Source organism: Candidatus Phytoplasma rubi (genome assembly GCF_026821955.1).
GTDB lineage: Bacteria > Bacillota_I > Bacilli_A > Acholeplasmatales > Acholeplasmataceae > Phytoplasma > Phytoplasma vitis.
In genome coordinates, this window is the sequence record NZ_CP114006.1 from 352,308 (window position 1) to 365,840 (window position 13,533).

The window sequence follows — 13,533 nt, forward strand, 5'->3', positions numbered from 1 at the left end:
CATCTAACCCCTTTTCAAAAGGGGTTTTTTTATTGGAAAAAAACACAACAAATTGGCAAGGACACTAAAAGAAATAAAAAAATCAAGGAGACAAAATGAAAAAAAGATATCCTATTTTATTAACGATTTCCTATTTATTTTTCATCATCAGTAATATCATGGCCTTATTTTTTAATTTTGAATTAGGATTAAAATTTAACGCCACAATCGCCATCTTTTCTGATATTTTCTTTTATTTTATTTATGACATAAGGAAGAAGAAAGATGAAAATCAATTGGATTGGATGTAAGAAAAAACTTTTACCCCAAATTATTTCTCATTTACCAAAACAATTTAAAACTTATTATGAACCTTTTTTAGGAAGTGGTGTTCTTTATTTTTATTTAAAACCATCAAAAGCGATTTTAAACGATAATGATAATCAATTAATCATTATGTGGCAACAAAGTTTCCAAAATCCGCATCATTTTGTTAACAAAGTCAAGGTGATAGAAAATTATATTTTTCAATATCACAACCAAAAGAACCAAAAACAAGCTTACAAAAATTTACTAAACCAATACAACCAAAATGCCAAAAAAAGAAAAAAATTAACCAGGTCAGCTATCTTTTACGTTTTAAATAAATACGCTTTTCGTGGTATTACTTGTTATGATAAGCAAAATAATTTAAAAACAAATTTTGGTTATAAACCCAAACAAAAAAACCCTATCATCAATTTAAATAAATTAATTACCTTTCAACATCGCTTCCAAAAGAAAAAACATGTTTTATATTGTATGGATTTTCGTCAAATTATCGCCAATAGTCAAAAAGGCGATTTTCTTTTTATCGATCCACCATATTATTATGAAGGAATTAAAGATAAAGATTTTTATCAAAAACCATTTTCTTTTACCGATCATCAACAATTAGCCTTGGTATTACACCAAGCAACCCAAAGAGGCGTCAAATGGTTATATACCAATTACGAAACAACCCCAATTATTAATTTATTCCCAAACTGTAACATCATTAAAACAAAAACAACAACAACTCATAATCTCACCAATAAAAACATCAATCAAGAAATCATTATTAAAAATTATGAATAGAATTAAAATTTTTACCATCGTGTCAGAACATTAAATTTGATATGCAACTTTATTTTGATTAAAAAAAGGAGAAAAAATGAAAAAAGACATCGAAAACCAAATCAAAAAATTAAAATCAAAAGTCAAAGAGTATGAAAAATGGTTCCAAGAATGCACATCAGCAGTACGACAATATAAAGCAACAGCCCAATATCTAAAAACTGTAATTCAAGCAAACCTAGTAGAAGCACAAGAATGTGAATCACAAGCTCAAAAACTCACATCAAAAGTCCAAAAATACACCAACAACGAAGGTCAAAAGAAAACAAATACAAAAGTAATCGTACATAATGTCATCTTTTTAGATAATAAACCTCAAACTGATAATTTACCATTTTAAGATAAAAAAACATCGATATTGAACATCTTAACTTTTCAAAAGAAAACAAAAATAAAAGGAGAATAAAAAATCATATGAGTGACGCCATGACTGAAATAGCTCGCGGGACTTACTTCAAAGACCGCAGCAAATTAAAAACCAAAACTAAAAATAATAATAAATCAAACAAAAGGAGTCAAATAATTATGACAAAAAAAGAATTAATTAAAAAAATCGCTTTAGCTAACAAAACTTCCGTAACTAAAACTGAAGAATTTTATAATATCTTCGAAAATAATTTAATCAACGCTATCACTAAGAACGAAGAAGTAGTTTTATTTCCTAAAATAGGCAAATTTAAATTAAAATCAAGAAAAGCCTACATCGGTAGAAACCCTAAAACAAAGAAAAAATTAAAAATCCCTGCCAAAACAGTAGTCACTTTCAAACTTTCTAAAACCATCAAAGACAAAGTTAAAACTTTAATTTTAAAATAATAAAAAGAGTTCAAAAATGAAAAATTAATCAGTCGAAATCATTTTTAGGAATAGTTTCAACAACGAGTCTCATTATTGTTTTCTTGATTATCTTTTTCGCCTTCCAAGAAAAACCTAAAAAGATAACAATGAAAACAAAACAAATAAATAATTAAAAAAATCTTTAAAAAAATCAAAGGAGAAATAATATGTCAAAAATAATTATTAAAAAAAACCAAAAAAAATCAAAAAACCAAGAAAAAACTAATAACAATTTACCACCGACAAAAAACAAAACCAAAATTTTCACAATTAAAAAATTACCTTTTTTACAAAAAATCACTTATACTATTATCATTTTAAATTCACTTTTATCCTTATTCACTCTTTACTATGGAAACAAAATTCCTTGGTTTACCACAGGAATTAAAAACTTTATCAATATCATTAAATCAATTATCCCAGGAGGAAAATAATTATGAAAATTCAAACTAAAAATAAAATTTTTACCACTTTAGTGGTTTTTATCAGTTTATTTTTTACCATCACTTCACTTTATGCCTTAAAAAATTACTTCGCCCAACAAAGAAAAGAAAAAATTCAATTGATGAATAATTTTCCTTCTTTTACTATTGAAAGAACAGGGGGAAATAATGAAGACAAAACCCTTTTACCTATTCCCATTCCTAATTTAAACCAACAAAAATATTAACATTTAATTACAATCGAACATCAAGCTACTTTGAATAGTAATGGATTGGAACTTGGCACTCCCTTCTATTTAAAAATATCTACTCGCTATGATACTCAAACAACTTTTAATCATCCTGAACAATATTTTAATTTATCGTTAAAAATTAACGATCATGAATATGAAGCTAATAAATGTCCTTTAATGACTTTAGAAAATGGGATTGGAAATATGAAAATTCAAATCAGCATCGAACAAAAAGAAATTATAAAAGAAAAAGATCCTCAATTAAAATTAATTTGTGATTACGAATTAATTGATTCCCAAGGGAAAACTTTCAGTGGTGGCAGTCAAACCATTGAAAACAAAATCGCTCAATTAGCGTAATTTATCAATAAAGACTAAGTTTTTACTTGGTCTTTTTTTATTGAGAAAGGAAGGAAAAATGAATAATCCAAAACAAAAAATTATAAAAAACAAGCAAAATAAAATAAAATCATTGCCAAAACATTTAATGATAACTATTATCCTCATATTTTTTTCTTTTTTCTTAGGAACTTATGTGTGGATTCACCATCAAACTTTAACCGAAACCGAAAAACAAATCATCAATCACCACAAAAGGCTCGAAAATCAAAATAAAAACTTACAAGAAATAAAAATCCAAACTAACCAAAACCAAAATGAATTAGAAAAAAAAATCACCTTAAAACAAAATGAATTACATAACGAGCTAACGAATATGTTAAAGTCTCCATTAAAACCATTAACAACCGAGTCACAACAATCTGGAGCAGAAGAATCGTTTTTTAAACCATCTAATCCTCAAAAATTCTTATCTTTCAATAAGCTAATTGGTTTTAAAAAAGAATTAGAGGCTGTTTCGGGTTTTATAGATTATCTTAAAAACCAAGAAAATTATCAAGGAATTGGTGAAGTAGAACCACCATTAGGAATTTTAATGTATGGTTGTCCAGGAACAGGTAAAACCACTTTAGCGCGAGCCTTAGCCAAAGAAACTAAATTACCTTTCTTTGAAGTTTCTAGTTCTTTATTCTCACAAAAATATAAAGGCTTAGCGCCTCAAATGGTCAAAGATTTATTTGATTCAGCAAGAGATACCGCTGAAAAAGCAAACGGAGCAATCATATTCTTAGATGAATGTGAAACCATCTTTACTGATTTAGGTGCCTTAGAAGCTGGTTCAGAAATCGCCAATGTGGTTAATCAATTCAAAACAGAAATGACCTCTTTGGAAAATAACCCTGAAAAACCTATTTTCATTATTGGGGCAACTGAGCTGTTCCTTTTTTTAATACAACTTTTTATTTTAAAATGATTCTTTAAGACTAAAATTAATAGATAATTTCCTATCTTTTCAAACTAAAGAAACATTTTTTTTAATTAAAAAGTGTCTAAACTTTTTTTCATAATTCTTTAGTTTCAAAAGATATTTTTTTTAATATTTTATCCTTACACTATCTAGTTAGGTAAAAAAAGTGAAAAACTCGTCAACAAAATGAAAAGAAAATAATCTTTGATATAAATTTAACATTTTTCTTTAAAAAAAGGCGTACTAAAGTAACCTTTTACAAGGTTATATTATTTGATGTTAATTCAACTAAAAATTTATCTCAGATTTTGAACATATTGAGATGGAGTTGAATGGTTTAATTTGGTTAAAATCCATTTATTATTCCAAAATTGAGGAAATTGATTGATTAATTTTTTCATTTTATCAGGAGATTTTTGAAAGAAAAAAGGATTTTGATATTGTAAGATGGTTTTCATTTGGCCGAAAAAGTTTTCAATGACGGCGTTATCACGAGGGGTGGCTTTTTTTGACATGCTGATTAAAAAACCTTTTTTCGTTAAAGTTTTTTGAATTTTGAGTGATTGATAAACTTTTCCTTGATCAGAGTGAATAATACAAGGTTTTTTTAATGAAGGTAATTTTTTAATAGTATTTAAAACTAAATCTTTATTTTGTTGGTTTGAAGTGTGAGAAGCAATTATTTGGTTGTTAAAAGAGTCGATAATACAAGAAAAATATAAAAAACCTTGATTAGTTTTGAAATAAGTGATGTCAGTAAAGAGTTTTTGAAGAGGTTTGATGGCCATAAAATCTTGATTGATTAAATTAGGAATTATTTGGAGATTATTTTTTAAATTACGGTAAGTAAAATTTTTTTTGATTCTTAAACGACAACTAATGTCGTTTTTTTCATAATGGTGTAAACTTTTTTATTGGTGATGAACTCGTTAAAGGTTTTTTGATATAAATTAGTAATTTTTCGATGACCGTAAAAATATTGATAATGGAGACATAAAGCTTTAATTCTTTTTTTGTTGTAAAAAGTATTTTTCTTCTTTTTCTTTTAGTTTATCTTTAATTTTCAACCAATAATAATAAGTACTTCTTTTAATTTGAATTGTTTTTAAAATAGTGGTTAAATTAAGAGTTTGATTAAATTAATTAACTAAATGAAAAACAATTTTTTTATCAATTTTTTAATTTTTTCAATAATTTTTTGTAATAATTTAATTTTTGTTTTAATTTTTGCATCTTAATACCAATTATCTTTATAAATTATTTTTAAATATATCAACTATTATAACTCTAAAAGATTTTTTATTTGATCAATAAGCGCTTCAGCTCGTTCATCTTTTTGTTTAATATATAAATATCAATACTTGGTAAGGCAATTAATTTAAAAATTAAAGTTTATTTAATGATTAAAATAAATTAAAAAAATAAAATTACCTAAAAAAGAGGTTTTTATGATATCGATAAATAATAATGATATGAAAAATGATAATACGATAATATCAAATATCGAGTATCATTATCATTATCGATATAAAATATCAAATATCACTCCTTCAATGAGTTAATCTTTATATAGATTATTTTCAAAGTCAAACTGTCATAAAAGTGTCATAAAAGTGTCATAAAAGTGTCATAAAAGTGTCATAAAAGTGTCATAAAAGTGTCATAAAAGTGTCAGTGAAGTGTCAGTGAAGTGTCATTTTTGTTGTTTTGGTATATATTTATATTTGGGATGTAGCTTTTTCACCCGATAACCTTGTTTATCTTTTGTCAAAAAAGATTGAATGTATTTTAAATCTTCTTTTTGATAATAAAGAATGTTTAACCCTTTTTGATAGTTATTTTTCATGGGATTATGGTATTTATCCAACTTTTGAGGGTCTAATTGATATAACTGTAAAGTTTCTAATTTATTGACATCAATTTTCCCAATCAATTCTTTGATACGGTTTTTAGTTTCATTTTGATAATTGATTTGAAAAAGAGGATATAGGTGTTTAAGGGGGTTATTTTGGCTTTTAAGAGGGGTTAAATCTGAAAGTAATAGTTTACTATTACTAGAAGAAAAATTATCATTAATTAAGGTTATTTTTGTTTGTTTAATTTCTTCTAAGATTTGAGGATCGACAAAAAGAGTTTGGTTTTTGGGGCGGTAATTGGCTTCTTGGTAGGTATTTTTCTTTTTAGAATGAGAAATAATGGCGAGATTGATTAAATCTTCTTTTAATATTTTTAAAAAGTTTTTAATTTGGGTTAAATCGTTCGGGGTGGTTTTCGTGCGCCAACCCCCGATTCTAATTTCTTGACTAGTGTCATTTTTCATTTTTTTCTCCTTTTTATTTGATTTTTTGTTATAAAAATAAAAACCCTAAATAGTTAAATTTAGGGTATATATATTTTTTTATGAGAGTGTGTTAATTTTTTATATGTGTAGATATTATATATTTTGGTGTAAAAAATAATTTAACTAATTACTTCAACTTTGTCTTCACCAAAGAAATGAACAGCTAAATCGACGATGATTTTCTTTTGGGCCTCTTCATAAGAGAGGTAAGGATCTAAAAACATTTTTGGTAAGCTTCTTTTCCGTATTGACGTAATAAATCATCAACATCTTTACAAGTTTGATCGTAAGGAGGCAAAATCCTTCTGATTTCGTATATAATATTTGCTTCTTTGAGTTGTTCACCTAAGGCTTCACTGCGTTTTCGCCCTGTTTCGTCGTTATCTAAGGCGATAATGACTTTGATATTTTCTTTTTGGAGAATTTCTAGTTGAGATTGGGAAAGTAATTGGGCGACACAAATGAGACCGACAACATTTTTAATATTGTTTTGCCAACAACTAATGACATCAAAAAAACCTTCATGAATGATGATGGTTTTTGTTTTTTTAATATATGGTAATGCTTCAAAAAACCGATAACTGAAATGAAAGGTCGGCGTTTGACTAAAATTAGTTAAAGCTTGGTATTTGGGTTGAAAGTAAGAAACTTCGCGGAAATGGTTTTGATAAAAATGAAAAGTTTGATGATAACCGTTTTCGATGGGGATAATAATGGAACCATGAAAAGCATCATGAAAATATTTTTTATTTTGTTGACTGGTTTTTTCTTTGATAAAACCATATTCTAATAATTGATCGATATTAATATTTTTCTGTTGACAGTAATTTATGAGACGAAAAGATAGTGGTTTATCCATTAAAGGAGCGTAACCAAGTTTAAATTCTTTGATGGTTTTTAAAGTAAGTTTTCTTTTTGAGTTAAATAAGTTAATCCTGGTTGACTTTCGTTATTTTGGTTAGAAGTCAATAAATAATGATAATAATCTCTAATTTGGTTGAATAAGGGTGAGATTTCTTTAAATAATTGTTTCTTTTTGATATTAATTTCCTTTTCGTCAATTGGCTTTTTTGATTTAATAGGTTGATATGATTGTTGAAAAGGGTTAGTAGTTATTTTTGTTATTTCTTTTTCTTGTCGTCTTAAGGTTTTAAATTCGAAAGAATTCATAAATCCTTCTATTCTTTGAATCGCTTCATGAAAGGATTGAATCTGACGGATAGCCATATAAACATCAATAATATCGTAATCTTTCCCACATTTCCAACAATGAATTTTATTAGTTGAAGTGAAATGACAACAAGTGGGATTTTTTCCTTGATGGATGGGGCAAGGAAAACGGTGGTGGTTATTAAAATTTAGAGGTAAAATTTTTATTTTTTTTAATAAAACTGACATGGGGAAATGAGTTTGAATGTATTTTATTTTATCTTGATAATTCATTGATGAACTCCTTAATAACTTTCTAATGGATAAGGCAAAACATAACCGATTTCTTGGAAGGTTTGAGTGTTCATTTCAAAGTGATAAACTAAGTTTTTTTTGGTGCCATTTCGATTCTTTTTAATAGATAATTCAATAATTTTTTGAGATTCGTTATTTTTTGATTCTAAATATAATTTATTTAAATCTTGATTATAGATATTTAATGGTTTTTCTTTGTCTTTGGATATTTTGGGTTGGAATTTAGACATCATTAAGACGATATCTGAGTTAGTTTCAATTCCACCACTTCCTTTTAAAGCTGTTATTTCTGGTGATTTACCTTGGTAATTGCTGTATGTATCTCTTGAAAATTGAGATAAAATGATAATAACGATGTTTAATTCAATTGCTAATTGTTTGAGTTTCGTCATAATTTCGTCAATGGCTAAACGGTCATTTTCTAAATGATTAGTCGATTTGGTAATTTGGAGATGGTCGATAACGATGATTTCAACTTTTGTTCCAAATAGAGGCGATAAACTAAATCAATGATATAATCTATTTTTTTACCTTGATCATAACTAAATGATAAGTTAAGCTGGGAAAAGAATTGTTGAGTGTCATTCATCCTTTCCATGTAGGTATGTGTGGTGATGTTTGATTCTTCCCAATTTTTATCTAAAATAACATCTAAGGAATTTGAGTTTGGTGGGCTAATAAACGACTTAAATTTTCCTCCATTGTCATTTCATAAGAAAAAACTAAGAGATGAGGATGATGATGAGTTTCTTTGTATTTAGTTTTAGTGATATCTAACAAAAGATTATAAACAAAAGTGGTTTTTCCTAAACCAGTATAGCCCCAATGGTGATAATTTGACCTTTTTTTAAGCCTTTGGTGGCTTGATTTAATCCTCGGAAAGTTTCTGATAAACGGTAATATTCTTCTTGAATTTTTTGTTTGGCTTGTTGATTGGACTCGAAAAATTCAGGATGACAAGAAGCCATTTGATTTAAAGTTAACAAAGTCTTATCGGAGGGATGAGGTATAAAGGACATAAATTTTCTTAATTTATCAAAGATTTCTTGGTAGTATAGATGTTTATGATAAGGATCCTTGTTTTCAAAAGAAGGGCTAATGATTTTTAAGAGTTGTTGGAACAGTTTTTCTTGGGTATAGGTATGTTTTAGGTTAGCTAAAAAATCAAGGTTATTTTCTTCATTAACATCATTACTTAAAAAAGATAATGATGCTTTAGTGAAGTTATCTTGGGGAAAATGGGTTTGGAGATAGGTGAGTAATTCTTTGATGATCTCAGTTTGAGATTTGATTTTATCAAAGGGATGATTAGTTGTTTTTCTAAATTTAAATATTTTAAGGCTTGAAATATTTTTGTATGTTGTTTATCTAAAAAAGATTGTGGATCAATGAGCTGAAAATAAAAACTTAATTGCTCAGCTTTATTTTGGTTCATATAGGAAATGATTTGTTTTAACGCTTTTTGTTCGTTGGTTAACATTTTATATTAACTCCTTTTTTATTTTTTAATGATGTTAATGTTAGAAAAAGGGATGAATTGACGGGTAATTAAGTTTTGTAAGAAATTGTTGGCTGAATCGGAAAATAAGTTAATTACTTGATTAATGCCTTGGACTTTTCCTTGATTGATTTTATGATTTAATCTCTGAGTTTCTGGTTCGTTGTTGGTTAATAAATAAAATTCAAAACGAGTATCGAGTTTTTTTAATTGTTGTCCTTCTACCATGGCTTGTTTATAGCGATCACGAAGACATGTTTTAAAATTAAAAGCGATGATTCTTTTTGTTTTCGTAAATAACACTAAATCAAATTTAATGTCGGAGATGAAGAATAAATAAGCTTGAGGATATAAATGAATGATTCCTTGGTTTTGAAAATAGAGTAAAATAAGATATTCATTGATTTTACCACGGATTACTTTTTGACTTTGAGAGTTGATGTTATTTTGGTTAAAATAATGATTTAATTGTTGGTAATTGGTTTTCATATATTTGTTAATAGAAAGATTAAAGGTGTCTTTGTTAAAAAAACATTTTAAGATTTCCACAGTTTGGATATTAGTATTAAATTGTTGAATATTAAAAAAATCTTGGTTATTTAACATTTGATATTCCTTTCTTGAAAAAAAAGACCTTTAAATTAAGGTCTTTTGTTGGTTTTTTTAGTTTTAAAAATTCTTTTTGTTTTCCAGGTAATGGTGCCATCTTTATGAATGGTTTTGATTTTTCCATTAGAAAAATAGATGTAAGTATTGCCATTTTGGCAGGTTTTTTTAGTTATGATCGCCATTTGATAGTACTCCTATTTGTTTAATAATTTGTTTGACATTGGTTTTGATAGAATCGCTACCATTTAAGATTAATTTCTTAATATCACTAGTATAATGAGTGAGATAATGATTGTATCCTTGGCGAACGGTTTGAAAATAAGTTAATGATTGTCTTTCGATCAGATCTCTTTGATGATTTTTTTGTTTTTTCTTTCTGGTTCTTCCGATGAGAGGATCAATATCTAAATAAATTAATAAATCAGGTTTTTTAAGATAGTTTCATGATTAAGCTTAAAGATCTTTTTAAAGGGAAAAGTTGTTTTTTTTCCAAGGAAATAATTGATAAGCATAAGTAGATGGTAACCAACGGTCTAAGATGATTAATTGGTTGTTTTTAAATAATTCCGCTTGGATTTGAGTCATATTGGCGAGACTTAAATAAAAACGAGTGAGGTAATCTACTTGTTGAAAATTTAAAAATAAATCTCTAATTTCCTTTCCAAGAGAACTACTCCTAAACCTTGATACAGTTGATGAGGGTTTTTAATTGGGGTTGAAGGGCGTGAATAAGAGAAGTTTTTCCGCTCCCGTCGAGTCCTTCAAAAACGATTAATTTCATGATTTTTTCTCCTTTTAATCTTAATTTGGGCATAAAAAAAGACCTTCGATTTGAAGGTCTTAGGGTTTTAATTATTATTTAAATTTACTTAATCGTTTTAAATAAGTTGTTTGTGATAATTCTTGTTTTGTTTTGTGTAGTAATTCTAAATATTTTTTACCATCTATAATCATTTTATTAACGAAGTTATTGTCTTGATAAATTCGTACCACATGATAGTTTTGGTCATTAAAATAGACTAAAAAGTAAGCGAAGTTCGCTTGAGAACAATAGAGTTGACATTGGACTTGGGCCCAGTAGTATTGAGGGATATTTTCTAGTTGAGGGTGAGTTAAAAAATTAGTCCAAGTGGATGAGACTTCTTTATTTTCGTTCACAAAAGGACATTTAATTTCTAAAACAGCTTGATGTTGTTCATTGTATCCGTCTAAAGAAGCGGAAAAAAGTTTAACTTGATCATCAGTAAAAATGGCGTCTTCAAAAGTTAAATTGGTTTTTGCATGAAAAATGCCGAGCGATTGGTTCCATTTTTTGTCCATGTAACGTATATTGATTAGCGGTAAAAGTGGTGCCAAAGAGTTTATCATGAACTAATTGTTCCATAGAACGAAAAGGATCTAAACCCGTAATGGAAGCGATTTCAGAAGCGTTGATGTATTTTTTCGGTGTTGATACCATAATTTGGTGCTTTGATTTAAGTTTTTGATTCTCATAATAATTATTCTTTCTTAAATATTTTCTTTAATAATAATAAAAGATATTTTCCTAAATAATAAAAGAAACGAAAAAGGTGATAAAGACATTTAAAAAGAAAATCAATTAAATATAAAAGATGAGGGATAAATAATAAAATAATCGTTAATAAACCTAAATTTAACCATTGATTTTGATAAGTAAAGAAATAACGACTGATAGTTTTAAGTTTATTGTTTAACTTAGTTAACCAAGTATTAATGAAATTCCACATGATTGGGTTGCTTTGTGGTTAAATATTGATAAAATTGAACCACTATTCCTTGTTTTAGTTGGTTAATACTTAGTTTAACGGTGAAAAGATAGAATTTAATGACATAATAAATGGTGATAATTGGAATAAATGAAAGTAGAGTGATGATTAAAAAGATAAGATTGCTAGGTAAAGATGAAAAGATTTTTTTTATTAACATAGTTTTTGTTTCCTTTCGTTGTGAAAATAAAAAAGACCCTGAAGGGTCTTTGTTTGTGATTATTCTTTTGCTTTGGAAATTGTATCTAAAAATATTTCTTTGTGTAATTTTTGCATTGCTTTTAAAACTTTTTTATTATTTTCAAAACTCATTTCTCCCGAACATATTAATTCAACACATTTTAGTTCAAATTCTTTTTCAGTCAAATCTTCGAATTTTAATTTTTTGTTACATTGTATTGTTTTAATTATGGAGAAAAGCATTAAAATAACATTCAAAATTAAACTTATTATTAAAATAAATGATTTAATTTCCATTTTTTTGATTTCCTTTTTTTATTTTTTATCCCTCAGATGGGATTATAATGTAGAGATAGTTTAGTTTAAATAAGATATTATTTTTATATTGTGTTTTTAAAAAATTACTAATATTTATTAATTTTTTTATCCCTCTGATAATGGTTATAAATTATCAAATATGAAAATTTGAATATATTACTATTATACAACTTCATGTATTGAATATTTAAAAAAAATGATTAAGGTACATAATTATTTCAAGGATTTTAATTTGGTGTTTTTCTTTAATTTTTTGTTGAGTATAATTGTAAATTTGGATATTTTTGTTTGCTTGTTTTATGTTTAAAAATTTATATTAATTTCTATAAACATCAATTTTATAACTATTTGTTTTATAAACAATTTAAAAAATGGTTTTTTGTTTTTCCAAATTATCATTTTTTATTTTTTCATCTTCTTTACTATATTTTGTTATTTTTTCTAATTGTTGAATTTGTTCTTGACATTTATTAATATTTGTTTCTTTATTTAATTCATTATTTAATTTGTCCATTGCTATAATTTGATTATTATTATTTATTAATAATAATCCTAAACTAATAAATAAAATAATATTAAATAATAGTAAATGTTTTTTTAATTTAACCATTAATTAAATCTCCTTTTTATTTTTATTCTTTTTTATCACCAGTTAGAGCTTGTTCTTTTATTATATGCGTCTTCTTTGACTTTATCATTATTCTGTTTATCTTGGTAAAGGGATAAAGTTTTACGGACAGGGTTGAAGTGGAGATGGAAATTAGTTAATTTGAAGTTAGAGTTGGAAACATGAGCATTACCAAGATAATAGTCTTTGTCGTCGTCTAATAAGTGTTTAGGGCCTTTGTATTTAAGGATTAAACAGTTACCGCTTGAGTCTTCTTTGAATTGTTTTTCTAAGTTGACATATATAAATAATTGACTATCAATTTTTTTGTCGAAACTAGAAAATTTAAATCCATTAATAGAGGTTTCCTCATAAGTTAATCCTTTATTGTTCCAACGATCGAAAGGATAACGGTCTTTGATGTAGTTGGCGAGGTTAGAGGGTTCTTTTTGGTTTTCGAGGCGTTCTTGAATTTTCATCAATTCAAAAGATCCGATGTTTTCTTTGTTAGCAAGTTGTTGTTGATAATAGCCGATTCCATTAAGACCATCGAAGGTGTATTTAGCTTTAATCATTGTACATTTTTTATTATCGTCATACCATTCATCAATGTTTTCGAATTTGGTTTCTTTTATGCTGGGAATTTCTTTTTTTGGTAATTCTGGTAATTTAATTATGTTCATTTCGGTTAAAACGAAAAAACCAATCAATAAAAAAAGAAGTATCCCTAAAATAATAAAAAACCATTTAATGATTTTTTTAATAATATTAAACAT

The 13,533-nt window shown here is 26.5% G+C and carries 16 protein-coding genes and 5 pseudogenes; 8 read left to right on the plus strand and 13 right to left on the minus strand.

The annotated features are described in order from the left end of the window. The first annotated feature begins 95 nt into the window (after nucleotides 1–95). The 8 genes and pseudogenes from RS022_RS01860 to RS022_RS01890 form a co-directional block, all read left to right on the plus strand. Nucleotides 96–290: a hypothetical protein gene (locus RS022_RS01860; RefSeq protein WP_268850164.1), complete on the plus strand. Its 195-nt coding sequence runs from the start codon at nucleotides 96–98 to the stop codon at nucleotides 288–290. After that, nucleotides 265–1,095 (plus strand): DNA adenine methylase, encoded by an 831-nt coding sequence (locus RS022_RS01865; RefSeq protein WP_268850165.1) that lies wholly within the window; start codon nucleotides 265–267, stop codon nucleotides 1,093–1,095. The genes RS022_RS01860 and RS022_RS01865 overlap by 26 nt, the downstream gene beginning before the upstream one ends. Nucleotides 1,096–1,171: 76 nt before the next feature. Beyond that, the gene (locus tag RS022_RS01870) at nucleotides 1,172–1,474 is read left to right on the plus strand and encodes a hypothetical protein (protein WP_268850166.1); all 303 of its coding nucleotides are present in this window, start codon (nucleotides 1,172–1,174) and stop codon (nucleotides 1,472–1,474) included. A gap of 185 nt (nucleotides 1,475–1,659) precedes the next feature. Further along, nucleotides 1,660–1,950 (plus strand): HU family DNA-binding protein, encoded by a 291-nt coding sequence (locus tag RS022_RS01875; protein WP_268849608.1) that lies wholly within the window; start codon nucleotides 1,660–1,662, stop codon nucleotides 1,948–1,950. 188 nt (nucleotides 1,951–2,138) lie between these two features. Next, nucleotides 2,139–2,405, plus strand: a complete 267-nt coding sequence (locus RS022_RS01880; RefSeq protein ID WP_268850137.1) for a hypothetical protein — start codon at nucleotides 2,139–2,141, stop codon at nucleotides 2,403–2,405. A 2-nt stretch (nucleotides 2,406–2,407) separates the two neighbouring features. Continuing rightward, nucleotides 2,408–2,641: a hypothetical protein gene (locus RS022_RS04135; protein ID WP_308738524.1), complete on the plus strand. Its 234-nt coding sequence runs from the start codon at nucleotides 2,408–2,410 to the stop codon at nucleotides 2,639–2,641. Between the two features lie 30 nt (nucleotides 2,642–2,671). Next, nucleotides 2,672–3,007 (plus strand): hypothetical protein, encoded by a 336-nt coding sequence (locus RS022_RS04140; RefSeq protein WP_308738525.1) that lies wholly within the window; start codon nucleotides 2,672–2,674, stop codon nucleotides 3,005–3,007. Between the two features lie 127 nt (nucleotides 3,008–3,134). Next, nucleotides 3,135–3,926 (plus strand): annotated as a pseudogene (locus RS022_RS01890) (AAA family ATPase); the annotation flags it as partial. 323 nt (nucleotides 3,927–4,249) lie between these two features. Here RS022_RS01890 and RS022_RS04145 read toward each other — a convergent pair. The 13 genes and pseudogenes from RS022_RS04145 to RS022_RS01955 form a co-directional block, all read right to left on the minus strand. Further along, nucleotides 4,250–5,178 (minus strand): annotated as a pseudogene (locus tag RS022_RS04145) (IS3 family transposase). 468 nt (nucleotides 5,179–5,646) lie between these two features. Beyond that, on the minus strand, nucleotides 5,647–6,273 hold the full coding sequence (locus RS022_RS01900; RefSeq protein WP_268850167.1) for a phase variable surface lipoprotein: 627 nt from the start codon (nucleotides 6,271–6,273) through the stop codon (nucleotides 5,647–5,649). Nucleotides 6,274–6,413: 140 nt separating this feature from the next. Beyond that, a pseudogene (locus RS022_RS01905) lies at nucleotides 6,414–7,737 on the minus strand (toprim domain-containing protein). Nucleotides 7,738–7,748: 11 nt separating this feature from the next. Beyond that, nucleotides 7,749–9,238 (minus strand): annotated as a pseudogene (locus RS022_RS01910) (replicative DNA helicase). Between the two features lie 18 nt (nucleotides 9,239–9,256). After that, a complete protein-coding gene (locus RS022_RS01915; protein WP_268850168.1) occupies nucleotides 9,257–9,862 on the minus strand; it encodes a hypothetical protein in 606 nt (201 codons plus the stop codon). Between the two features lie 35 nt (nucleotides 9,863–9,897). After that, on the minus strand, nucleotides 9,898–10,047 hold the full coding sequence (locus RS022_RS01920; RefSeq protein WP_268849690.1) for a hypothetical protein: 150 nt from the start codon (nucleotides 10,045–10,047) through the stop codon (nucleotides 9,898–9,900). Further along, a complete protein-coding gene (locus tag RS022_RS04240; protein ID WP_420885771.1) occupies nucleotides 10,031–10,279 on the minus strand; it encodes a nucleoside/nucleotide kinase family protein in 249 nt (82 codons plus the stop codon). Before RS022_RS04240 ends, RS022_RS01920 begins: the two co-directional genes overlap by 17 nt. A gap of 441 nt (nucleotides 10,280–10,720) precedes the next feature. Continuing rightward, nucleotides 10,721–11,359, minus strand: a pseudogene (locus RS022_RS01930) (YqaJ viral recombinase family nuclease). A 5-nt stretch (nucleotides 11,360–11,364) separates the two neighbouring features. Continuing rightward, on the minus strand, nucleotides 11,365–11,613 hold the full coding sequence (locus tag RS022_RS01935; RefSeq protein WP_268850169.1) for a hypothetical protein: 249 nt from the start codon (nucleotides 11,611–11,613) through the stop codon (nucleotides 11,365–11,367). Then, nucleotides 11,597–11,812: a hypothetical protein gene (locus RS022_RS01940; protein WP_268850170.1), complete on the minus strand. Its 216-nt coding sequence runs from the start codon at nucleotides 11,810–11,812 to the stop codon at nucleotides 11,597–11,599. The genes RS022_RS01935 and RS022_RS01940 overlap by 17 nt, the downstream gene beginning before the upstream one ends. A 59-nt stretch (nucleotides 11,813–11,871) precedes the next feature. Then, complete coding sequence (locus tag RS022_RS01945) at nucleotides 11,872–12,129, minus strand: hypothetical protein (RefSeq protein WP_268850171.1); 258 nt, start codon at nucleotides 12,127–12,129, stop codon at nucleotides 11,872–11,874. 385 nt (nucleotides 12,130–12,514) lie between these two features. Beyond that, nucleotides 12,515–12,760 (minus strand): SVM family protein, encoded by a 246-nt coding sequence (locus tag RS022_RS01950; protein WP_268850172.1) that lies wholly within the window; start codon nucleotides 12,758–12,760, stop codon nucleotides 12,515–12,517. 35 nt (nucleotides 12,761–12,795) lie between these two features. Next, nucleotides 12,796–13,533, minus strand: coding sequence for an effector (locus tag RS022_RS01955; RefSeq protein ID WP_268850173.1), 738 nt, complete (start codon nucleotides 13,531–13,533; stop codon nucleotides 12,796–12,798).